This is a genomic window from Pseudomonas sp. P7759, from assembly GCF_013386445.1.
Taxonomy (GTDB): Bacteria; Pseudomonadota; Gammaproteobacteria; order Pseudomonadales; family Pseudomonadaceae; genus Aquipseudomonas; species Aquipseudomonas azotoformans_A.
In genome coordinates this window covers 1-22713 of sequence record NZ_JACART010000075.1, presented here as the reverse complement: position 1 = coordinate 22713, position 22713 = coordinate 1, and the positions used below count along the sequence as shown (strand labels likewise).

The following is a 22713-nucleotide window of genomic DNA, read 5'->3' as shown; positions in this document are numbered from 1 at the left end:
TGGGGCGAAGGCCTTTTGGTTACTTTTGGGCCTTTCCAAAAGTGACCCGCTGTAAGAGCGGAACCATAAGCAGCCGTTACCGCAGCAACGGATATGTACTCAAAACCCAATCAACCCTTATGCAACTTGCTCATCAATTGCGCCTCAGCCTGAGTCAACCCACAAGACTGCGTCAACTCATCCACCGTAGCCCCCATCCCCACCAGCTTGGCAGCCTGGGCAAACGAAAGACTCGAAGGATCCCGCTGCTCAATCTGCGCGAGTTTGTCAGGCAACGGCGCAAGAATCGCGCGCAATTCATGCACCTCGTCCCCGACCTTCACCGCACTCTGCTGAAAGTGATCAACCCGCTTGACCAGCTCCAGCACCCGCCGATCACGCAGAGCATCACGCTCAGCCTGCTGCAACAACAGTTCACGCTGCTGACGCACATAGCGCAACAGAAATGCCAAAGTCCCAGCCCACAACAGGGCCAGGACAATCACCGCGGCCTCAAGGAACAATCAGATGCTCTCCAGTTCCGACCATTCTTCTTCGCTCATCATCTTGTCCAGCTCAACCAGAATCAGCAGCTCGCCGTTCTTGTTGCACACGCCCTGGATAAACTTGGCGGACTCTTCGTTACCCACGTTCGGCGCGGTTTCCACTTCCGATTGGCGCAGGTAGACCACTTCGGCCACGCTGTCGACCATGATCCCGACCACTTGCTTGTCGGCCTCGATGATCACGATACGCGTGTTGTCATTGACTTCAGTCGGCACCAGGCCGAAACGCTGGCGGGTGTCGATCACCGTCACCACGTTGCCGCGCAGGTTGATGATGCCCAGCACGTAGCTCGGCGCACCCGGCACCGGGGCGATCTCGGTGTAGCGCAGCACTTCCTGCACGCGCATCACGTTAATGCCGTAGGACTCGTTGTCCAGTTTGAAGGTCACCCATTGCAGGATCGGATCATCCAAACCTTGTGCGGACGCTGACTTGTTCATACCCCTGACCCCTTCAAATGCCGCATGACACGGCGTGTGTGCTTCACTGACCGCATTCGCATGCGGCCCTTATTGTTCAATCAACTGTGTTTGTGCAGTGGCATCGACTTGACGGCACCGCTGGCGATCAACTCAGCCAATTCGGCGACGTCGAGCAACGCGCACATGTGTTCGATCACGGTGCCCGCCAGCCAAGGCCGTTGGCCGCGGTGGCTGCGCCATTTGATTTCGTTCGGGTCCAGGCGCAACGAGCGGCTGACTTGATGCACCGCCAGCCCCCACTCGTAGCCCTGCACCGAGATCACGTATTGCAGGCCCTGCCGGAAGTCGTCGCGGTAGCGGTCGGGCATGACCCAGCGCGCGGTGTCCAGGACCTTGAGGTTACCGGCCTGGCTGGGCAGGATGCCGAGGAACCACTCCGGTTGCCCGAACAGCGGCGTCAACTCCTGGCCTTCCAGCGAATAGATCGAGCCCAGGCACACCAGCGGCACTGCCAGGGTCAAGCCGGCGACGTCGAACAGCAGGCATTCGAACGGCTCGGCAGCCCAGCTCGGTCGACCATCACCGGTCACCGGCGGCGGCGTGATGCTCGGCGGCAGATGCACTTCCACCACCGGCTCGACCACGACAGGAGCAGGGGCAACCACCACAGGCGCTACCACGACCGGTGTAATCGGCACCACGACCTGCGCATCACGGGCTTGTTCTTCCCGCACGGCCAACTGGAATTCATCCAGCGCGGCTTCGGGTTCGACAGCCGGTTCGAGCACCAGGATCGGTTCCGGCAATTCTTCGGCGGTCGCATCCTGCAGCAGGGCATCCAGGTAGGATTCCAGCGCCAGTTGCGGCCGGGTCTTGAGTTCGACAGGACGGTTCATCACGCCACCTGCGCCACAAGCTGTTGCGACAACAGGTGCTTGAGCAGCGCGCGGTAGGCGAGTACGCCACGGCTCTTGCCGTCGAACTGCGACGGCGCGAGACCTGCGCGGCTGGCGTCACGCAGGCGCGTGTCCACCGGGATGTAGCCGTTCCAGATGGTGTCCGGGTAGGCATCGCGCAGCACGCGCAGGGTGCCGAGGGACGCCTGGGTGCGGCGGTCGAACAGGGTCGGCACGATGCTGAACGGCAGCGCCTGTTTGCGCGAACGGTTGATCATCGCCAGGGTGCTGACCATGCGCTCCAGGCCTTTGACGGCCAGGTGCTCGGTCTGCACCGGAATCACCAGCTGTTGGCTGGCCGCCAAGGCGTTGACCATCAGCACGCCCAGCAACGGCGGGCTGTCGATGATTGCGTAGTCGAAGTCCTGCCACAGTTGCGCCAGGGTCTTGGCGATCACCAGGCCCAACCCGCTCTGCCCCGGCGACTGGCGCTCAAGGGTGGCCAGGGCGGTGCTGGACGGCAGCAGGGAAATGCTTTCGTTGCTGGTAGGCAGCAGCAGTTGCCCCGGCAGATCAGCCGGCACGCTGCCCTTGTGCAGGAACAGGTCGTAGTTGCTGTGTTCCAGCGCGTCCGGGTCGTAGCCGAAATAGCTGGTCATGGAGCCGTGCGGGTCCAGGTCCACCACGACCACGCGCTTGCCCGCCTCGGCCAGCAAGCCGGCTAAGGCGATGGACGTGGTGGTCTTGCCGACCCCACCTTTTTGATTGGCAACTGCCCAGACTCTCATTCGGTTGGTTCCTCCCGGCAGGCACAGGCGCGACCGAGACATTGCATAAAGTTATTGAGCCGGCGACGGAGAATTGACGGCGCTCTGACGAACCGGCGGTTTTACAGGGGGCGGTGCAGTTTGTGTGCCAGCCCGCTTCAGGGCCGCATCCGGTGTTGCATTGGCGGTGCCGGTGCCGGTCAGGCTGCGGCGCACATCCAGGTTGCGCGACACCACCAACACCACCCGGCGGTTCTTCGCGCGGCCCTCTACCGTGGCGTTATTGGCCACCGGCTGGAACTCGCCATACCCCACCGACGCGAGGCGCCCAGGGTTCACGCCCTGCATCGCCAGCATGCGTACGATGCTCGCGGCACGCGCTGACGACAGTTCCCAGTTGGTCGGGTACTGCGCAGTGCTGATCGGAAAATTGTCGGTGAAGCCTTCGACGTGGATCGGGTTCTCGAACGGCCGCAGAATCGCCGCCACCTTGTCGATAATAGTGAACGCCTGGTCGCTGGGCATCGCATCGGCGCTGGCAAACAACAGGCTGGAATTAAGCTCGATCTCCACCCACAACTCATTGCCGCGCACGGTCATCTGGTTGGAGCTGATCAGGTCGCCAAACGCCGCGCTGATGTCATCGGCGATGCTTTTCAGCGGATCGCTGGTGCCGCCCACGCCGGCAGCGGTTTCATCGCTGTCGTTGACCAGCGGCTTGGCCGGAGTCACGGTCTTGGGCCGCTCTTCACCGATGGGAATTGGCTTGAGCGAGCGGTCGGCGTCGTTGAACACACCGATCAGCGCCTGGGAAATGACCTTGTACTTGCCTTCGTTGATCGACGAGATGGAGTACATCACCACGAAAAACGCGAACAGCAAGGTGATGAAGTCCGCGTAGGACACCAACCACCGCTCGTGGTTGACGTGTTCTTCAGGCTCGCGACGGCGACGGCTCACAATGAATACCTCCCATCAATCCATGAAGCCCTGGAGCTTCAATTCGATGGAGCGCGGGTTCTCGCCCTCGGCAATCGACAAGATGCCTTCGAGCAACATTTCGCGGTAACGCGACTGGCGCATGGCAATCGACTTGAGTTTGCTCGCCACCGGCAACAACACCAGGTTGGCACTGGCCACGCCATAGATAGTGGCGACAAACGCCACGGCAATACCGCTGCCCAGTTGCGAAGGGTCGGCCAGGTTGCCCATGACGTGGATCAGGCCCATCACCGCACCGATGATGCCGATGGTCGGCGCGTAGCCGCCCATGCTTTCGTAGACTTTGGCGGCGTTGATGTCGCGGCTTTCCTGGGTGTAGAAATCCACTTCAAGGATGCTGCGGATCGCTTCCGGTTCGGCACCATCGACCAGCAATTGCAGGCCTTTGCGTGCGTAGCTGTCGGGTTCCGCATCGGCCACGCCTTCCAGGCCCAGCAGGCCTTCCTTGCGGGCGGTGAGGCTCCAGTTGACCACACGGTCGATGCCACCCGGCAAGTCGACACGCGGCGGGAAAATGATCCAGATAAGGATCTGCATGGCGCGCTTGAACGAGCTCATGGGCGACTGCAACAACGCCGCGCCCACGGTGCCGCCAATCACGATCAACGCGGCCGGGCCGTTGGCCAGGGCGCCAAGGTGACCGCCTTCGAGGTAGTTGCCGCCAATGATCGCGACAAACGCCATGATGATACCGATCAGGCTCAAGACATCCATCAGAGGCAGGCCTCCACCAGATGCTTGCCGATGTCGTCCAGGCTGTAGACGGCGTCGGCCAGGTCCGCCTTGACGATGGCCATGGGCATGCCATAGATCACGCAGCTGGCTTCATCCTGGGCCCAGATGGCGCTGCCGCCCTGCTTGAGCAGGCGCGCGCCCTCACGGCCGTCGGCGCCCATGCCGGTGAGCACCACCGCCAGAACTTTGTCGCCGTAGGACTTGGCCGCCGAACCGAAAGTGATATCCACGCACGGCTTGTAGTTCAGGCGCTCGTCACCCGGCAGGATTTTGATCGCGCCACGGCCGTCCACCATCATTTGCTTGCCACCCGGCGCCAGCAACGCCAGGCCAGGACGCAGGATGTCGCCATCCTCGGCTTCCTTGACGCTGATGCGGCACAGCTTGTCCAGGCGCTCGGCGAACGCTTTGGTGAACGCAGCGGGCATGTGCTGGATCAACACGATCGGCGCCGGGAAGTTGGCCGGCAGTTGGGTCAACACGCGTTGCAGGGCCACCGGGCCGCCGGTGGAGGTGCCGATAGCCACAAGTTTGTAGGCCTTGCGCTTCGGCGCAGGCGAATGGGCAGTCGCAGGCGCAGCAGCGCGAACCGGCGCCACGGCAGGCCGTGCAACCGGCGCAGGCGCAGGGCGAGCAAACGATGACGTCGGCGCAGCCGGTGCCGCAACCGGTGCAGGTGTCGGCGCGGGCGCACTGAACAAGCTACGACGGTTGCTGCGCGAAATGCTGTGCACTTTCTCGCACAGCAGTTGCTTGACCTTCTCGGGGTTGCGCGAGATGTCTTCGAAATTCTTCGGCAGGAAGTCCACCGCGCCAGCGTCCAGCGCATCCAGGGTGACCCGGGCGCCTTCGTGCGTCAGCGAGGAGAACATCAATACCGGGGTCGGGCAGCGTTGCATGATGTGCCGGACTGCGGTGATGCCATCCATCATCGGCATCTCGTAGTCCATGGTAATCACGTCCGGTTTCAACGCAATGGCTTGATCAATCGCCTCTTTGCCGTTGGTGGCCGTGCCGACCACCTGGATGCTTGGATCGGCGGAAAGAATTTCCGAGACGCGGCGGCGGAAGAAACCCGAATCGTCCACCACCAGGACCTTGACTGCCATAAACACTCCGTTAGGCGGGGCGGGCAATACCGCCCTGCCCCACCAGAATCAAATACGCCGAGCGGCGTAACGCTTGAGCATGCTCGGAACATCGAGAATCAGCGCGATCCGACCGTCACCGGTGATGGTCGCACCCGACATGCCCGGGGTTCCCTGCAGCATTTTGCCCAAAGGCTTGATGACCACTTCTTCCTGGCCCACCAGTTGATCGACCACAAAGCCGATGCGCTGGGTGCCCACGGAGAGAATCACCACATGGCCTTCGCGCTGCTCTTCATGCTTGGCCGATGCCACCAGCCAGCGCTTGAGGTAGAACAGGGGCAACGCTTTGTCGCGCACGATCACCACTTCCTGGCCGTCCACAACGTTGGTGCGCGACAGGTCGAGGTGGAAGATCTCGTTGACGTTGACCAGCGGGAAGGCGAACGCCTGGTTGCCCAGCATCACCATCAGGGTCGGCATGATCGCCAAGGTCAACGGCACCTTGATCACGATCTTCGAGCCCTGGCCCTTGGTCGAGTAGATGTTGATCGAGCCGTTGAGCTGGCTGATCTTGGTCTTCACCACGTCCATGCCAACGCCACGGCCGGACACGTCGGAAATCTCGGTCTTGGTCGAGAAGCCCGGAGCGAAGATCAGGTTGTAGCACTCGGTGTCGGTCAGGCGGTCGGCGGCGTCCTTGTCCATCACGCCACGCTTGACCGCGATGTTGCGCAATATGGCCGGGTCCATGCCTTTGCCGTCGTCAGTGATCGACAGCAGGATATGGTCGCCTTCTTGCTCCGCCGCCAGGATCACTTTGCCGTTACGGGACTTGCCCGAGGCTTCGCGTTCTTCCGGGGTTTCCACGCCGTGGTCGACAGCGTTGCGCACCAAGTGGACCAGCGGGTCGGCCAAGGCCTCGACAAGGTTCTTGTCGAGGTCGGTTTCTTCACCCACCAGTTCCAGGTTGATTTCTTTCTTCAGCTGACGCGCCAGGTCGCGAACCAGGCGTGGGAAGCGGCCGAAGACTTTCTTGATCGGCTGCATCCGGGTTTTCATCACCGCGGTTTGCAGGTCGGCGGTGACCACGTCGAGGTTCGACACGGCCTTTTGCATGGCTTCATCGCCACTGCTCAGGCCCAGGCGCACCAGGCGGTTACGCACCAGTACCAGTTCGCCGACCATGTTCATGATGTCGTCCAGCCGTGCGGTATCCACCCGCACGGTGGTTTCGGCTTCACTGGCGGGCTTCTCGGCCACCGGTGCGGCGGCGGCACGTGCCGGAGCAGGCGCCGCTGCAGGCGCAGGCTTGGCGGCCGGAGCCGGGGCGGCTGCCTTGGCAGCAACCGGTGCAGCCGTGGCAACAGCAGCAGCGGCCGGAGCCACTTCACTGAACTTGCCCTTGCCGTGCAATTCGTCCAGCAGCGATTCGAACTCGTGATCGGAGATCAAACCATCGCCAGCCGGTGCTGCACTGGCTGCGGCAGGCGCCGCAGCCGTGGCGGCGACTTCCGGCAAGGCGTCGGCCACGAAGGTGCCCTTGCCGTGCAGTTGGTCGAGCAGTGCTTCGAATTCGTCGTCGGTAATGTCGGTGCTGGCTTTAGCAGCAGGCGCCTCGGGCGCAGCGGCAGGCGCCACGGCGTCGGCCGCGAACTGGCCTTTGCCGTGCAACTGGTCGAGCAGGGATTCGAACTCAGCGTCGGTAATGTCTTCGCTGGTTGGCGCAGCCACAGGCGCCTTTGGCGCTTCTGCCTCGGCCTTCACGGCACTGAGGGAGTTGAGCAGCTGTTCGAACTCGCTGTCGGTCACATCCGGTTCGGCTTCGGCCACAGGCTCGGGCGCCGCCTCAACCACAGGCGCAGCCGAGGTATCCGCCGGTTCCGCCAGGCGCGCCAGGGCGGCCAGCAGCTCCGGGGTGGCAGCGGTAATCGGTGCACGGTCGCGCACCTCGCTGAACATGCCGTTGACCGCATCCAGTGCTTCGAGAATCACGTCCATCAATTCCGAATCAACGTGACGCTCACCCTTGCGCAGGATGTCGAACACGTTCTCGGCGATGTGGCAGCACTCCACCAGCTCATGGAGCTGGAGGAAGCCGGCGCCCCCTTTTACAGTGTGAAAACCGCGAAAAATTGCATTGAGCAGGTTCGCATCATCCGGTCGGCTTTCCAGCTCGACCAGTTGCTCGGACAACTGCTCTAAAATTTCGCCGGCCTCTACAAGGAAATCCTGAAGGATTTCTTCATCGGCGCCGAAGCTCATGTGGGTGCTCCTTAGAAGCCTAAACTGGATAACAGGTCATCGACATCATCTTGACCCGATACAACGTCTTCACGTTTATCGGCATGAATCTGCGGACCTTCACCCTTGGCGAGATGTTTTTTTGGATCTTTTTCCGAGAGGATCGCTTCGCGGTCATGTTCAATACCGGCAAAACGGTCAACTTGGCCTGCCATAAGCACTAATTTGAGCAAGTTGCTTTCCACTTCGGTGACCAACTGGGTCACACGCTTGATCACCTGACCGGTGAGGTCCTGGTAATCCTGGGCGAGCAGAATGTCGTTGAGGTTGCTGGAAACCGTGCGGTTTTCCTGCTCGCTGCGTGACAAGAACCCTTCGACCCGACGCGCCAATTCACGAAACTCTTCAGCGCCCACTTCGCGGCGCATGAAACGGCCCCAGTCGTTGCTCAGGGCCTGGGCTTCGTTGGCCATGCCGTTGACCAGGGGCGTGGCGTTTTCCACCAGGTCCATGGTGCGGTTGGCCGCCGCCTCAGTCAGCCTGACCACATAGGACAGGCGTTCGGTGGCATCGGTGATCTGCGAGATTTCCTCGGCCTGGGGCATGTGCGGGTCAATCTGGAAATTGACGATCGCACTGTGCAGCTCGCGTGTGAGCTTGCCCACTTCCTGGTACAGGCCGCGGTCACGGGTCTGGTTGAGCTCATGGATTAACTGCACCGCGTCGCCGAACTGGCCTTTTTCAAGGCTGTCGACCAACTGGTGAGCATGCTTTTTCAGGGTCGACTCGAAGTCTCCCTGTGACGTTTCTTTATGCTCCATAGCTCCCCCGCGATGGCATTAGCCGTGGATGCGTTCGAAGATTTTCTCGATCTTCTCTTTCAAGGCCAATGCAGTGAATGGCTTGACCACGTAACCGTTTACCCCAGCTTGGGCGGCTTCGATGATCTGCTCACGCTTGGCTTCGGCGGTCACCATCAGCACAGGCAGGCTGCGCAGTTTTTCGTCGGCGCGCACGTGGCGCAGCAAGTCGATACCGGTCATGCCCGGCATGTTCCAGTCCGTTACCAGAAAGTCGATGCTCCCGCTGTTGAGGATCGGAATCGCCGTAATGCCGTCATCCGCCTCGACCGTGTTAGTGAACCCAAGGTCACGCAACAGGTTTTTTATGATCCGCCGCATCGTTGAGAAGTCATCAACGATGAGGATTTTCATGTTCTTGTCCAATTCGACCTCCAAGCAGTCTTAAACGCGCCCAGCACCTGGACGCGCCATTTCAATCAACAGGCATTACACAAAAAGGACTGCCGGGGGCACCACGGGTCTAGCCCGCGAAGGCTGGTTGCCCTCGCGGTCTCGTCTGCAGTGTCCCCACACTGCCTGTCAGCGCGCTCGCCACTCTCCCAAACGCCCCCGCAAGCGGGCTGCGCACTGGCTGTGCAACTGGCTGACCCGCGACTCGCTGACCCCCAGGACCTCACCGATTTCCTTGAGGTTCAGCTCTTCGTCGTAGTACAGCGCCAACACCAGCCGCTCACGCTCCGGCAAATTGGCAATCGCGTCCGCCAACGCCCCCTGGAAACGCTCATCTTCCAGGTCACGCGATGGCTCCATATGAGCGCTCGCGCCGTCCTCGTGCAGCCCTTCGTGTTCGCCGTCCTGCAACAGGTCGTCGAAACTGAACAGGCGGCTGCCCAAGGTATCGTTCAAAATCCCGTAGTAATCGTCGAGACTCAATTGGAGTTCGGCTGCAACTTCGTGATCTTTAGCGTCGCGACCGGTTTTTGCTTCAATTGCTCGAATTGCGTCACTGACCATGCGCGTATTGCGATGCACTGAACGCGGCGCCCAGTCGCCTTTACGCACTTCATCAAGCATCGCGCCACGGATGCGGATACCCGCATACGTCTCGAAACTCGCACCCTTGCTCGCGTCGTACTTAGTCGACACTTCGAGCAGGCCGATCATGCCCGCCTGGATCAGGTCTTCGACCTGGACGCTGGCGGGCAGGCGTGCCAGCAAGTGATAGGCAATGCGCTTGACCAAGGGCGCGTAGCGCTCGATCAACTCGCCCTGGCTGTCACGGGCAGACTTCTTGTACGCGTTGTAGCCGGTTGCTGTCATAGCACGGGTCCTGCGCTCGTCTGATGCACCAATCGCTCGACGAAAAACTCCAGATGCCCACGCGGGTTGGCAGGCAACGGCCAGGTATCGACCTTCTGGGCAATAGCCTTGAACGCCAATGCGCATTTGGAACGAGGGAACGCTTCGTAGACTGCACGCTGCTTTTGCACAGCCTTGCGCACACACTCATCGTAGGGAACTGCGCCGACGTATTGTAAGGCGACATCGAGGAAGCGATCCGTGACCTTGGTCAACTTGGCGAACAGGTTGCGCCCTTCCTGCGGGCTCTGGGCCATGTTGGCCAGGACGCGGAAGCGGTTCATGCCGTAGTCACGGTTAAGCAGTTTGATCAGGGCGTAGGCGTCGGTGATCGAGGTGGGTTCATCGCAGACCACCAGCAACACTTCCTGCGCGGCGCGCACGAAGCTGACCACGGACTCGCCGATCCCGGCGGCGGTGTCGATCACCAGCACGTCGAGGTTGTCGCCGATATCACTGAACGCCTGGATCAGGCCGGCATGCTGCGCCGGGCTCAGGTGCACCATGCTCTGGGTGCCCGAAGCGGCCGGCACGATACGGATGCCACCGGGCCCCTGCAGCAGCACATCGCGCAGCTCACAGCGACCTTCGATCACATCGGCAAGCGTGTGTTTGGGTGTCAGTCCCAGCAGAACGTCCACGTTCGCCAAGCCCAGGTCAGCATCCAGCAGCATGACACGACGGCCAAGCTCTGCCAGGGCCAGGGACAAATTCACTGACACGTTAGTTTTCCCGACGCCACCTTTGCCGCCGGTCACCGCGATCACCTGTACGGGATGCATGCTGCCCATTTTATTTCTTTACCTTGTCTTGCTTAGACGCAGGCTACATGGCTTGGCCGCGTGAATCGCTTGCAGACCATCGATGTAGATACATTTCACGGTGTTCATCCTGCCTCAACCCACCCGTTTTGCCGGGTTGTGGTAGAGGTCGGCGAACATATCGGCCATCGCTTCCTCGCTAGGCTCTTCTTGCATTTGCACGCTGACTGCACGGCTGACCAACTGATGACGGCGCGGTAGATGCAGATCATCCGGGATCCGCGGCCCGTCGGTCAGGTAGGCGACCGGCAATTCATGACTGATGGCCAGGCTCAGCACCTCGCCCAGGCTCGCGGTTTCATCGAGCTTGGTGAGGATGCAACCGGCCAGGCCGCAGCGCTTGTAGCTGTGATACGCAGCGGTAAGAACCTGTTTCTGGCTGGTGGTTGCAAGCACCAGGTAATTTTTCGACTTGATGCCACGCCCGGCCAGGCTTTCCAGCTGCATGCGCAATGCCGGATCGCTGGCTTGCAGGCCGGCGGTATCGATCAAGACCACGCGCTTGCGCAGCAGCGGGTCGAGGGCATTGGCCAGGGACTGGCCCGGGTCGACGTGGGTCACCGGCACATTGAGAATGCGCCCCAGGGTCTTGAGTTGCTCCTGTGCCCCAATACGGTAGCTGTCCATGCTCACCAGCGCGATGTTCTGTGCGCCGTATTTGAGTACATAACGAGCCGCGAGCTTGGCCAGGGTGGTGGTCTTGCCCATGCCGGCAGGACCGACCATGGCAATCACGCCGCCCTCTTCCAGGGGTTCGATTTCCGGGGTGACGATCATCCGCGCCAGGTGGGCCAGCAACATGCGCCAGGCCTGGCGAGGTTCTTCGATTTCGGTGGTCAGCGCCAGCAGGTCGCGGGACAACGGGCCGGACAGGCCGATGCGTTGCAGGCGACGCCACAGGTTGGCCTGTTGCGGCTTGCTGCCTTGCAGCTGGTTCCACGCCAGCGAGCCCAACTGCACTTCCAGCAGTTCACGCAGGCCGTTGAGTTCAAAGCGCATCGAATCAAACACCCGCTGGTCAACCGCAGGCGCCGGGGCAGGCGCAGCAGGACGCGGCGGTTCTTTGAACGTTGGCTCGACCAGCGGCTCGGCAGCGGTCAGCGGCAAGCCGGCGAACAACTGGCGATTGGTGGTGGCATCGCTGTCGCCGCGCATGCTCAGTTCAGCCTGGGCCGAGACAATGCGCGAAGCGGTCTTGCGCAACTCGTCTTCGAGCTCCATGTTCGGCACACGCGGCGCCAGGGCCTGGGGGGTGTAATCCAGGGCAGCCGTCAGCTCGACACCGCCGGCAATACGACGGTTTCCGATAATCGCGGCGTCGGCGCCCAGCTCATCACGCACCAGTTTCATGGCCTGACGCATATCGGCGGCGAAAAAACGCTTCACTTGCATAACCCACTACCCTCAGCCGTTGGGCCCTACTGTCGCGACGATAGTCACTTGCTTGTTGTCAGGAATTTCCTGATAAGCCAATACGTGCAAATTCGGTACTGCCAAGCGTCCAAACCGCGACAACATCGCCCGGACGGGGCCTGCCACCAGCAGGATCACCGGTTGGCCCTGCATTTCCTGGCGTTGTGCGGCGTCGATCAACGAACGCTGCAGCTTCTCAGCCATGCTTGGCTCCAGCAGAACGCCCTCTTCCTGGCCTTGTCCTGCCTTCTGAATACTATTGAGCAATATTTGTTCCAACCTGGGTTCCAAGGTGATCACAGGCAGCTCGGAGTCAAGCCCTACAATGCTTTGGACGATTGCGCGCGACAATCCGACGCGCACCGCGGCCACCAGGGCGGCAGTATCTTGACTCTTGGCGGCATTGTTGGCGATGGCCTCGGCAATGCTGCGAATGTCGCGTACCGGCACCTGTTCGGCCAGCAGCGCCTGCAACACCTTGAGCAATTGCGACAGCGACAGAATGCCCGGCACCAGCTCTTCGGCCAGTTTCGGCGACGCTTTGCCCAGCAAACCCATCAATTGCTGGACTTCCTCGTGGCCGATCAGCTCGTGGGAGTGCTTGTACAGGATCTGGTTGAGGTGCGTCGCGACCACGGTGCTGGCGTCCACCACGGTGTAGCCGAGGGATTGTGCCTGGCTGCGCTGGCTGATTTCGATCCATACTGCGTCCAGGCCAAAAGCCGGATCTTTGGCGGTGATGCCGTTGAGGCTGCCAAACACCTGCCCTGGGTTGATCGCCAACTCGCGGTCCGGGTAAATCTCGGCTTCGGCCAGGATCACGCCCATCAGGGTCAGGCGGTAGGCACTCGGCGCCAGGTCGAGGTTGTCGCGGATGTGCACGGTAGGCATCAAAAAGCCCAGGTCTTGGGACAGTTTTTTGCGCACCCCCTTGATCCGCGCGAGCAGTTGGCCGCCCTGGTTGCGGTCCACCAGTGGGATCAGGCGGTAGCCGACTTCCAGGCCGATCATGTCGATCGGGGTGACGTCATCCCAGCCAAGCTCCTTGGTTTCCTGGGCGCGGGCCGGGGATGGCAGCAATTCCTGCTGGCGTGCGATCTCTTGCTGGGCGATGACTTTGACCTGGTTCTGCTTCTTCCAGAACAGGTAGGCAGCACCGCCAGCCAGGGCCGCCATGCTCAAGAACGACACGTGCGGCATGCCCGGCACAATGCCCATGATCGCCATAATGCCCGCCGCCACGGCCAGGGCCTTGGGCGAAGCGAACATCTGCCGGCTGATCTGCTTGCCCATGTCTTCGGAGCCCGAAGCACGGGTCACCATGATGGCCGCCGCTGTTGATAACAACAGTGATGGCAATTGCGCCACTAAACCGTCACCGATGGTCAGCAAGGCGTAGACCTTGCCCGCATCGCCGAAGGTCATGCCGTGCTGGAAGATACCCACGGCCATGCCGCCGATGAGGTTGATGAACAGGATCAGCAGGCCGGCGATGGCGTCACCGCGTACGAATTTGCTGGCACCGTCCATGGAACCGTAGAACTCGGCTTCCTGGGCCACTTCCAGGCGGCGCGATTTGGCCTGGTTCTGGTCGATCAGGCCGGCGTTGAGGTCGGCGTCGATGGCCATCTGCTTGCCGGGCATCGCGTCGAGGGTAAACCGCGCGCTCACCTCGGAAATCCGCCCGGCGCCCTTGGTTACCACCACGAAGTTGATGATCATCAGGATCGCGAACACCACGATACCGACCACGTAGTTACCGCCGATCACCACCTCACCGAACGCCTGGATCACCTTACCGGCGGCGGCGTGGCCGTCCTGGCCGTGCAGCATGACCACACGGGTCGACGCCACGTTCAGCGCCAGCCGCAACAGGGTCGCCACCAGCAGAATGGTCGGGAATACCGCGAAATCCAATGGCCGCAGGGCGTATACACACACCAGCAGGACCACGACGGACAGGGCAATGTTGAAGGTAAAGAACACGTCCAGCAGGAACGGCGGCATCGGCAACATCATCATTGCCAGCATCACCAGCAACAACAACGGCACACCCAGATTGCCTCGCGAGAGGTCAGTCAGGGTGCTGCGGGCGTTGCCGAGCATTTGAGAGCGATCCACCACCGGTATTCCTCGTGTCCTTTGAAGCAAAGTTTTGACGCAATTGGGCGTCTTGCAGGCGGTATTGCAAGAAGCCTTCCAACTTTTGCTTTGGCCCTTCGATGACCTCCCAAGCGACCAAGCCAGCGGGTTGTAAATCAATTCAACTGTGGGAGCGGGCTTGCTCGCGAAAGCGGTGGGTCAGACAGCACATTCGGCGACTGGATAGTCCGCTTTCGCGAGCAAGCCCGCTCCCACATTTTGGATTTGTGTTCACCGGCCGCTACCGAGGAAACTTCTGACAAGGTTTTGAGGTTGCCCCTAGGAAAGCCGCTCTCTAGTCTCCGCACACCGCTGCAAACGCAGTGGTCGGGCGTCGCGGCCCGGATTTTCAAAGAGCAAAAGCACTATCGCCCGCTTTCAGTTGACGCTTTTTTAGCGTCTACTGTGCGGCGCTATGGCGGCTGTGCGCGGGATACCTTCGGGTATGCCGGGTTGCTCCTTGACCGGTCCGCGAACCTGCGCACAGCTGTCACCCCATCGCGTCGCGGCGATCAGTGGCAGCTCCACTTTTAAGGAGCCTCACAATGATTAAACCCACCCCAAATCCCCCTATCAGCCTGTTCACCGTCGCAGACCACCTCAACACCGAAGACCTGCTGGTCAACCTCACCGAAACCCTCGCCTCGGCCGAAGCACTGATGAGCGACTTTGCGTTTGAATTGGATGGGACAAAACGCGAAGGTGCGCTGGGCGTTGCGCAGTTGATCGGGCTGGCGAAGCTGCTGGCTGACAGAGTGCTGGAGGACAGCGAGCACTTGATGGCCTGATGACCGATCGTTCCTGCACCACCCTGCGGGAACGATCATCAAGCTCATAGGACGCGGACGTTCTCGGCCTGAGCGCCTTTGGCCCCCTGCCCCACCTCGAACTCCACTTTTTGGTTCTCTTCAAGCGTCCTGAAACCGTCGCCCTTGATGGCGGAAAAGTGGACAAAAATATCGCCCCCGCCCTCCTGAGTAATAAACCCAAACCCCTTCGCCGCGTTAAACCATTTCACCGTACCTGTTGCCATTGCCGTTCTCCTGACTTACGGGATAACGCGAACGTCGGATGCATAGACCGCGTCGGGCCCATGGACTCTCCGGACTTCCACCCGTAGGCCCACGGCTAGCCGAATGCCTCGCGAACCGATGAAATTCACTCGCACGTCATCTTCGCCATTTTCCAGGACAATCCAACCCACCCCGGATTGCTGGTCGTAATATTTGACAGCACCTCTGACCGCCTTCAAAACCACTCTCCCTGCCTCTCATCTACAGCGTTCGCGCAGTTCTTCAGGCAATAGAACCGCGAGAACGCCCCTCTGCCTACTGTCAAAGTTGACAGGTAGACAGGCATTCACGACGAGTGGTAGGACGTGAGAAATCAGGAGTCGCGGCGCAAATCCGGCGGAATCGGCAGATCCTTGAGCGGATCCGGACGCTTGCCCTTGCCCGCGCGGTACTGGCGAATCTGATAGACGTACGCCAACACCTGAGCCACGGCCAGGTAGAGCCCGGCGGGGATTTCCTGGTCAAGGTCGGTGGAATAGAAGATCGACCGCGCCAACTCCGGCGATTCCAGCAGCAGAATGTCATTGGCCACCGCGATTTCGCGGATCTTCAGCGCGGTAAAGTCACTGCCCTTGGCCAGCAGCATTGGCGCGCCGCCCTTCTCTGGGTCGTACTTGAGCGCCACGGCGTAGTGGGTCGGGTTGGTGATGACCACGTCGGCGTCGGGCACTGCGCCCATCATCTTGCGCTGGGACATTTCCCGTTGCAGTTGGCGAATACGCTGTTTGACCTCTGGGCGGCCTTCCTGGTCCTTGTGCTCGTCGCGCACTTCCTGCTTGGTCATCAGCAGTTTCTTGTGGCTTTCCCACAACTGGATCGGCGCATCCACCGCGGCAATGATGATCAGCCCGGCGGCCATCCACAGCGCGCTCCAGCCCACCACCTGCACGCTGTGGATGATCGCCGACTCCAGCGGTTCATGGGCGATGCGCAGCAGGTCGTCAATGTCGGACGACAACACCATCAACGCCACAAACAGGATCAGGATGAATTTGGCCAGGGCCTTGAGCAGTTCCACCAAGGCCTTGGCGGAAAACATGCGCTTGAGCCCTGCAGCCGGGTTCATGCGGCTGAACTTCGGCGCCAGGCTGCCGGCGGCAAACAGCCAACCACCGAGGGCGACAGGGCCGATCAGCGCGGCCAGCAGCAGCGTGATCAAAATCGGCTGCACCGCCAGGATCGCGATCTTGCCCGAGTGCAACAGGTACTGACCCATGGCATCGGGGTTGAGCAGTACTTCACGGGGCAAGGTGAAGTTGTGCTTCATCAGCTCCATCAAGTCCAGCGCCAGGCCGCCGCCGTAGATCAGCAAGGCGCCGGCACCGGCCATCATGGTCGCAACAGTGTTCAGCTCTTTGGAGCGCGCAATCTCGCCCTTTTCCCGGGAGTCCTTTTTGCGCTTCTCCGTGGGGTCTTCTGTTTTGTCCTGACCACTCTCGCTCTCGGCCATGGCTCAGCGCGCCCGTGCCAGATCACGTAAGAACTGCAAGGCGTCAGTCGCCAGCGGTTGATACTGATTGAGAATGTCGGCCAGGCCGATCCAGAAAATCCCCATGCCCAAGACCAGGGTCAACGGGAAACCAATCGAGAAGATGTTCAGCTGCGGCGCCGCACGGGTCATCACGCCGAACGCGATGTTGACCACCAGCAGCGCGGTAATCGCCGGCAACACCAGCAACAGCGACGCGCCGAACACCCAGCCCAGGCGCCCGACGATTTCCCAAAAATGATTGACCACCAGCCCCGAGCCCACCGGCAAGGTGGTGAAGCTTTCGGTCATCACCTCGAACGCTACCAGATGGCCATTCATCGCCAGGAACAGCAAGGTCACCAGCATGGTCAGGAATTGCCCGATCACCGCCGCCGACACACCGTTGGTAGGGTCGACCATGGAGGCGAAGCCCATGCCCATCTGGATCGAGATGATCTGGCCGGCCACCACAAAGGCCTGGAAAAACAGCGTGAGGGAAAAGCCCATCAGCGCACCGATCAGGATCTGTTCGGCAATCAGCAGCAAGGCGCTGAGGTCAATGGCATTGACCGCTGGCATCGGCGGCAAACCCGGCACGATCACCACGGTAATCGCCACCGCGAAGTACAGGCGCACGCGACGTGGTACGAGGGTGGTGCCGAACACAGGCATGGCCATCAACATCGCCGTCACGCGAAACAGCGGCAGGATGAAGGACGCCACCCAGGTGCTGATCTGGGTGTCGGTCAATGCCAGCAACGACTGCATCCGGTCAGCCGATCAACTGCGGAATACTGCCGTACAACTGCAGGATGTATTCCATGAAGGTCTGTACCAGCCACGGGCCAGCCACGATCAGGGTGACCAGCATCACCAACAGACGCGGCAAAAAGCTCAAGGTTTGTTCGTTGATCTGGGTCGCGGCCTGGAACATCGCCACCAGCAGGCCCACCAACAGGCTCGGCACGACCAGCACGGCGACCATCACGGTGGTCAGCCACAGCGCTTCACGGAACAGGTCGACAGCTACTTCTGGCGTCATCGCGCTATACCCCGCCGAAACTGCCGGCCAACGTGCCGATAATCAGCGCCCAGCCGTCCACCAGCACAAACAGCATGATCTTGAACGGCAACGAGATGATCAACGGCGACAGCATCATCATACCCATGGCCATCAACACGCTCGCCACCACCAGGTCGATGATCAGGAACGGAATGAAGATCATGAAGCCGATCTGGAACGCGGTTTTCAATTCGGAGGTGACGAACGCCGGCACCAGGATGGTCAGCGGCGCCTGGTCCGGGGTGGCGATGTCGGTGCGCTTGGACAGGCGCATAAACAGCTCAAGGTCGCTGGAGCGGGTTTGCGACAGCATGAAGTCCTTGATCGGGCCCTGGGCCTTGTCGATCGCGTCCTGGGCGGTCATTTTCTCCGCCAGGTAGGGTTGCAGCGCTTGCTGGTTCACCTTGTCGAACACCGGCGCCATGATGAACAGCGTCAGGAACAAGGCCATGCCGGTGAGGATCTGGTTCGACGGCGTCTGCTGCAGGCCCAGGGCCTGGCGCAGGATCGAGAACACGATGATGATCCGCGTGAAGCTGGTCATCAGCATGACAAACGCCGGGATAAAGCTCAGCGCGGTCATGATCAGCAGGATCTGCAGGCTGACCGAATATTCCTGCGCGCCGGCCGCGTTGGTGCCCAGCGTGATCGCCGGGATCGACAGCGGATCGGCGCCAAACGCCAATGGCGCCGCCAGCAACAGCATGAGCGTCAATAAAACGCGCATTACTTCTTATCCTTCTGATCCTTGCCCAGCAACTCCATCAGGCGCTGGGCGAATTCTGGCGTGGCGGACTGGCTCTGATCCACGCTCACCGGGGTCTTGAGCACATGCAGCGGGGTGATGCGACCGGGCGTGATGCCGAGCAGGATCTGCTCCTCGCCCACTTGCACCAGCACCAGCCGATCACGCGGGCCGAGGGCGCGGGAACCGATCATCTCGATTACCTGGCCATTGCCCGGCCCCACGCGCTGCACCCGGCGCAGCAGCCAGGCCAGTGCGAAGATCAAACCCACCACCAGCAACAGGCCCAGCACCAACTGGGTCAATTGCCCGCCGATGCCGCTGCTCACCACCGGCGCTGCGGCTGCGGTGGCTTGCGCGACCGGCTCAGCCGCGAGGGCGCTCAATGGCAGCGCCAGAAACAGTCCCGCCATCGAATACTTCATCTCAGCGCAACTTCTTGATGCGTTCGCTCGGGCTGATCACGTCGGTCAGGCGGATGCCGAACTTCTCGTTGACCACCACCACTTCGCCGTGGGCAATCAGGGTGCCATTGACCAGCACGTCCAACGGCTCGCCGGCCAGGCGGTCCAGCTCGATCACCGAGCCCTGGTTGAGTTGCAGCAGGTTGCGGATGTTGATTTCGGTGCTGCCGACCTCCATGGAGATCGACACCGGAATGTCGAGGATCACGTCCAGGTTCGGGCCATCGAGGGTCACCGGGTCGTTGTTCTTCGGCACGCTGCCGAATTCTTCCATCGGCAGGCGGTTGCCGGCCGGCGCGGTGGCGGCATCAGCGGCCAACAGCGCGTCGATGTCGTCCTGGCCGACATCGCCGGTTTCTTCCAGGGCAGCCGCCCATTCGTCAGCCAGAGCCTGGTCTTCGGCGGAAGTGTTTTCGTGTTCGGTAGCCATTACATGTCCTCGGCGGAGCAGAAATTAGTGTTGATCAGCGACGATTGATCGGTTCGACCACTTGAAGAGCCAAGTTGCCCTTGTGGGAACCGAGCTTGACCTTGAATGACGGCACGCCGTTGGCGCGCATGATCATTTCGTCCGGCAATTCGACGGGAATGATGTCCCCCGGCTGCATGTGCAAAATATCGCGCAGGCGCAACTGGCGACGGGCCACGGTGGCGCTCAGTGGCACGTCGACGTCCAGCAGATCTTCGCGCAGGGCCTTGACCCAGCGCTCGTCCTGGTCGTCCAGGTCGGACTGGAAGCCAGCGTCGAGCATCTCGCGCACCGGCTCGATCATCGAGTACGGCATGGTCACGTGCAGGTCGCCGCCACCGCCATCGAGTTCGATGTGGAAAGTGGAGACCACAATGGCTTCGCTGGGGCCGACGATGTTGGCCATGGCCGGGTTCACTTCCGAGTTGATGTACTCGAAATTGACTTCCATGATCGCCTGCCAGGCTTCCTTCAAGTCGATGAAGGCCTGTTCCAGCACCATGCGCACCACCCGCAATTCGGTCGGGGTGAACTCACGGCCTTCGATCTTGGCGTGACGGCCGTCGCCGCCGAAGAAGTTGTCCACCAGCTTGAACACCAGCTTGGCATCCAGGATGAACAGCGCGGTGCCGCGCAGGGGTTTGATCTTGACCAGGTTGAGGCTGGTGGGCACGTACAGCGAGTGCACGTATTCACCGAACTTCATCACCTGCACGCCGCCTACCGCCACGTCCGCCGAGCGGCGCAGCATGTTGAACATGCTGATGCGGGTGTAGCGGGCAAAACGTTCGTTGATCATCTCCAGGGTCGGCATGCGTCCACGGACGATACGATCCTGGCTGGTGAGGTCATAACTTTTGACGCTGCCGGGCTCGGCAGCCATTTCGGTCTGTACCAGACCATCGTCGACGCCATGCAGCAGCGCGTCGATTTCATCCTGGGACAGCAGGTCTTGCACGGCCATGTCGTGATCCTACTGCAATACGAAGTTAGTGAAGAGCGCCTGCTCGACCACGACTTTGCCGAGTTCCTTCTGGGCCACTTCCTGCACGCTGGCGGTGACCTTCTGGCGCAGCATTTCCTGGCCCACCGGGGTGGCAAGTGTGTCGAAGCTCTGGCTGGAGAACAGCATCACCAGGTTGTTACGGATCACCGGCATGTGCACCTTGAGGGCGTCCAGGTCCGAGGCATTACGCGCCAGCAAGGTGATGCTCACCTGCAGGTAGCGTTGGCGACCGTTCTGATTGAAGTTGGCGACAAAGGCCGGAAGCATCGGCCCGAAGATTGCCGGTTGCTTGACGTTACTGGCGGTTTCGGCGGCAGGTGCCGGCTTGCTGGCACTGCTGTGCATGATGTACCAGGTGCCGCCGACCGAGGCGCCGATAGCCAGGAGCAGGCCCAGGACTATCAACAGGATAAGCTTGAGCTTACCTTTGCCTGCGGGTGCTTTTGCTGCGTCGTCGCTCTTCGCCATGCCAATAATCCGTCACTATTCGGGGATTCATAGATCTACGGAAAGGCAAGAGCAAGTGTTATGCCAGAGTTGTCTGGTGGATTTGGAAGTGCGTGCCGATATCTGCCACGCAACAGATCCCCTGTGGGAGCGGGCTTGCTCGCGAATGCGGTTTATCAGTAACAGATATGCTGACTGATCCACCGCATTCGCGAGCAAGCCCGCTCCCACATTTGGGCCTGCGCAATGTTCAAATCAGGCGTAGTAGTCGACGGCGCTGGTACCGATCACGGTTGAGGTGACCGGCGCCACGGCTTCAGCCACGTCAACGTGCGCGCCGTTGTCACCGCTGTCACTACGCCCACCGCTGCGGCTCACGCCACCGGTCTGGGCCTGTTGCTGCTGTTGCTCCTGGCCACGGGATTGGTCCGATACGTTGACGTCCACCTGCCCCATGCCCTGCTGGGCGAACATCTCGCGCAAGCGGCCGGACTGGCTTTCCAACGCTTCACGCACCACCGGGTGGGCGCTCATGAAGTTGACCTGGGCTTGCTGGTCGGCGGTCATGTTGACCTTGATATCCAGGCGACCGAGCTCGGCCGGCTGCAACTGGATCTCCGCCGACTTGAGGTTGGCGCTGGACAGGTACATCACGCGGTTGACGATTTCGTCGGTCCAGCCGCTCTGGTGCATGGCCAATGGCGCATTGGTCACCGGCGGCAAAGCGTTGGCGGTTTTCGGCGTGGCGGCCTGGGTCAATGCCGCCAGGCGGTTGGCGAAGTCATCGACACGGGTATCGCTGCTGGCGTTCTTCAGGTCTTTGAGGCCGTCTTCGATCAACCCGCCGAAGGCCTTGTCACCGCCCGTGTCAGTGCTGTCCTTGGTGGCTTGCTGGTCGACCATATTGGCCAGGCCGGCGGCAAAGTTCTGGGCGGCGGTGGGTTGATCCTGGGTCGCTGCCGGGGCGGTTTTGGCCTGGGCCTGACTGCTGGCCGAGACGTGACCGCCCTGCTCCATCGCCAGGCGCACGGCGGGCATGGCGTCCAAAGGATCGGCTTCCGGATCGAAGACTGGCTTGGCTTCCTCGGTCGCCGCTACCGGAGCCGCGACCACCGGCTGGGCCTTGTCATCCTTGGCCGTGGTGACTGGCGCCGGGGTTTCCACTGGCACTGGCACAGCTACCGGAGTGACGGTCGCAATCAGGGCCGGGTCGACCACCGGGTCAGCCGGAGGCTGCTGCACCAGGGTCGGGTCGGTTGGCGCCTCGTCATCTTTGCTGGCGCTGTCGTCGGTCTTGGCCGGCGGGGTGGCAGGCAAGGGTTTGCCGCTATCGGCAACGGCTGGCGTGCTGGCGGCAGGTTTGTCGCTGCTGGCCGCTGGCTTGGCGCTGGCGTCGGAGGACTTGCCGGCGGTGGGCTTGGGCGAGTTGTCGTCGGACTTGACCGTGGGTTTGGAAGCCTGGTTGGCGAATACTTGAGCGAAGCCAGGGCCCTTGTCCCGTGGGTCCGCAGCCACTGCCGGTGGGTTGGCGGCGGGCGCTTGAGGCTTGGCCGCGGGGGCAGCCTGAAGGAGCGAATTCGGGGCGACTGGCATAGGTAAAGGTCTCCACTGCATGGGGGTCGGGGATGCAGTATTGGGAGGTAGAGCAAGAGTTGGGCCAGGTTTGGGTTGGGGTTGGTTTTATTGAGTACATATCCGTTTTTTAGGTAACGGCTGATATTGGTTCCGCCCTTACGG

At 61.2% G+C, this 22713-nt stretch carries 25 protein-coding genes; 1 reads left to right on the top strand and 24 read right to left on the bottom strand.

Annotated features, from left to right (window positions below):
• Positions 1-110: 110 nt before the first annotated feature.
• The 14 genes from HX823_RS30515 to flhA form a co-directional block, all read right to left on the bottom strand.
• Positions 111-503 carry a DUF2802 domain-containing protein gene (locus HX823_RS30515; RefSeq protein WP_122725674.1) on the bottom strand — a complete coding sequence of 131 codons (393 nt, stop codon included), beginning with the start codon at positions 501-503 and terminating at the stop codon, positions 111-113.
• Entirely contained in the window at positions 504-986 is a 483-nt protein-coding gene (locus HX823_RS30510; RefSeq protein WP_010564003.1) for a chemotaxis protein CheW, read from the bottom strand.
• Positions 987-1066: 80 nt separating this feature from the next.
• A complete protein-coding gene (locus HX823_RS30505) occupies positions 1067-1864 on the bottom strand; it encodes a CheW domain-containing protein (protein ID WP_038849357.1) in 798 nt (265 codons plus the stop codon).
• Positions 1864-2652, bottom strand: a complete 789-nt coding sequence (locus HX823_RS30500; protein ID WP_028617310.1) for a ParA family protein — start codon at positions 2650-2652, stop codon at positions 1864-1866. Before HX823_RS30500 ends, HX823_RS30505 begins: the two co-directional genes overlap by 1 nt.
• Positions 2653-2703: 51 nt before the next feature.
• On the bottom strand, positions 2704-3591 hold the full coding sequence (gene motD, locus HX823_RS30495) for a flagellar motor protein MotD (protein WP_033900786.1): 888 nt from the start codon (positions 3589-3591) through the stop codon (positions 2704-2706).
• Positions 3592-3606: 15 nt separating this feature from the next.
• Positions 3607-4347 (bottom strand): flagellar motor protein, encoded by a 741-nt coding sequence (locus tag HX823_RS30490; protein WP_033900785.1) that lies wholly within the window; start codon positions 4345-4347, stop codon positions 3607-3609.
• Positions 4347-5477, bottom strand: a complete 1131-nt coding sequence (locus HX823_RS30485; RefSeq protein WP_177078325.1) for a chemotaxis response regulator protein-glutamate methylesterase — start codon at positions 5475-5477, stop codon at positions 4347-4349. Before HX823_RS30485 ends, HX823_RS30490 begins: the two co-directional genes overlap by 1 nt.
• Before the next feature lie 48 nt (positions 5478-5525).
• Positions 5526-7721, bottom strand: a complete 2196-nt coding sequence (locus tag HX823_RS30480) for a chemotaxis protein CheA (protein WP_177078323.1) — start codon at positions 7719-7721, stop codon at positions 5526-5528.
• Between the two features lie 11 nt (positions 7722-7732).
• Positions 7733-8521, bottom strand: a complete 789-nt coding sequence (locus HX823_RS30475; RefSeq protein WP_028617314.1) for a protein phosphatase CheZ — start codon at positions 8519-8521, stop codon at positions 7733-7735.
• 18 nt (positions 8522-8539) lie between these two features.
• Positions 8540-8914, bottom strand: a complete 375-nt coding sequence (locus HX823_RS30470; RefSeq protein ID WP_015885173.1) for a chemotaxis response regulator CheY — start codon at positions 8912-8914, stop codon at positions 8540-8542.
• Between the two features lie 168 nt (positions 8915-9082).
• Entirely contained in the window at positions 9083-9823 is a 741-nt protein-coding gene (gene fliA / locus HX823_RS30465; RefSeq protein ID WP_016976604.1) for an RNA polymerase sigma factor FliA, read from the bottom strand.
• Entirely contained in the window at positions 9820-10653 is an 834-nt protein-coding gene (gene fleN, locus HX823_RS30460; protein WP_003192912.1) for a flagellar synthesis regulator FleN, read from the bottom strand. Before fleN ends, fliA begins: the two co-directional genes overlap by 4 nt.
• A gap of 105 nt (positions 10654-10758) precedes the next feature.
• Positions 10759-12075 carry a flagellar biosynthesis protein FlhF gene (flhF, locus tag HX823_RS30455; RefSeq protein WP_038849364.1) on the bottom strand — a complete coding sequence of 439 codons (1317 nt, stop codon included), beginning with the start codon at positions 12073-12075 and terminating at the stop codon, positions 10759-10761.
• 12 nt (positions 12076-12087) lie between these two features.
• Positions 12088-14202 carry a flagellar biosynthesis protein FlhA gene (gene flhA, locus HX823_RS30450; protein WP_218168778.1) on the bottom strand — a complete coding sequence of 705 codons (2115 nt, stop codon included), beginning with the start codon at positions 14200-14202 and terminating at the stop codon, positions 12088-12090.
• 581 nt (positions 14203-14783) lie between these two features.
• Here flhA and HX823_RS30445 point away from each other — a divergent pair.
• Complete coding sequence (locus HX823_RS30445) at positions 14784-15026, top strand: DUF6124 family protein (protein ID WP_177078321.1); 243 nt, start codon at positions 14784-14786, stop codon at positions 15024-15026.
• Between the two features lie 44 nt (positions 15027-15070).
• On the opposite strand, the gene HX823_RS30440 is transcribed toward HX823_RS30445, so the two are convergent.
• The 10 genes from HX823_RS30440 to HX823_RS30395 form a co-directional block, all read right to left on the bottom strand.
• Positions 15071-15271, bottom strand: a complete 201-nt coding sequence (locus tag HX823_RS30440) for a cold-shock protein (RefSeq protein ID WP_177078319.1) — start codon at positions 15269-15271, stop codon at positions 15071-15073.
• A 353-nt stretch (positions 15272-15624) separates the two neighbouring features.
• A complete protein-coding gene (gene flhB, locus HX823_RS30435) occupies positions 15625-16761 on the bottom strand; it encodes a flagellar biosynthesis protein FlhB (RefSeq protein WP_033900771.1) in 1137 nt (378 codons plus the stop codon).
• Positions 16762-16764: 3 nt separating this feature from the next.
• Positions 16765-17550 (bottom strand): flagellar biosynthetic protein FliR, encoded by a 786-nt coding sequence (gene fliR / locus HX823_RS30430; protein ID WP_177078317.1) that lies wholly within the window; start codon positions 17548-17550, stop codon positions 16765-16767.
• A gap of 4 nt (positions 17551-17554) precedes the next feature.
• On the bottom strand, positions 17555-17824 hold the full coding sequence (gene fliQ, locus HX823_RS30425) for a flagellar biosynthesis protein FliQ (protein ID WP_010208761.1): 270 nt from the start codon (positions 17822-17824) through the stop codon (positions 17555-17557).
• A gap of 4 nt (positions 17825-17828) precedes the next feature.
• Positions 17829-18572 (bottom strand): flagellar type III secretion system pore protein FliP, encoded by a 744-nt coding sequence (fliP, locus tag HX823_RS30420; protein ID WP_016976565.1) that lies wholly within the window; start codon positions 18570-18572, stop codon positions 17829-17831.
• Positions 18572-19015: a flagellar biosynthetic protein FliO gene (gene fliO, locus HX823_RS30415; protein WP_038849374.1), complete on the bottom strand. Its 444-nt coding sequence runs from the start codon at positions 19013-19015 to the stop codon at positions 18572-18574. Before fliO ends, fliP begins: the two co-directional genes overlap by 1 nt.
• A gap of 1 nt (position 19016) precedes the next feature.
• Positions 19017-19484 carry a flagellar motor switch protein FliN gene (gene fliN / locus HX823_RS30410; protein ID WP_033900765.1) on the bottom strand — a complete coding sequence of 156 codons (468 nt, stop codon included), beginning with the start codon at positions 19482-19484 and terminating at the stop codon, positions 19017-19019.
• Positions 19485-19518: 34 nt separating this feature from the next.
• Positions 19519-20487, bottom strand: a complete 969-nt coding sequence (gene fliM, locus HX823_RS30405; protein WP_027603859.1) for a flagellar motor switch protein FliM — start codon at positions 20485-20487, stop codon at positions 19519-19521.
• A gap of 9 nt (positions 20488-20496) precedes the next feature.
• Complete coding sequence (gene fliL / locus HX823_RS30400; protein WP_177078315.1) at positions 20497-20997, bottom strand: flagellar basal body-associated protein FliL; 501 nt, start codon at positions 20995-20997, stop codon at positions 20497-20499.
• 234 nt (positions 20998-21231) lie between these two features.
• Positions 21232-22569 carry a flagellar hook-length control protein FliK gene (locus tag HX823_RS30395; RefSeq protein ID WP_177078313.1) on the bottom strand — a complete coding sequence of 446 codons (1338 nt, stop codon included), beginning with the start codon at positions 22567-22569 and terminating at the stop codon, positions 21232-21234.
• Positions 22570-22713 lie beyond the last annotated feature (144 nt).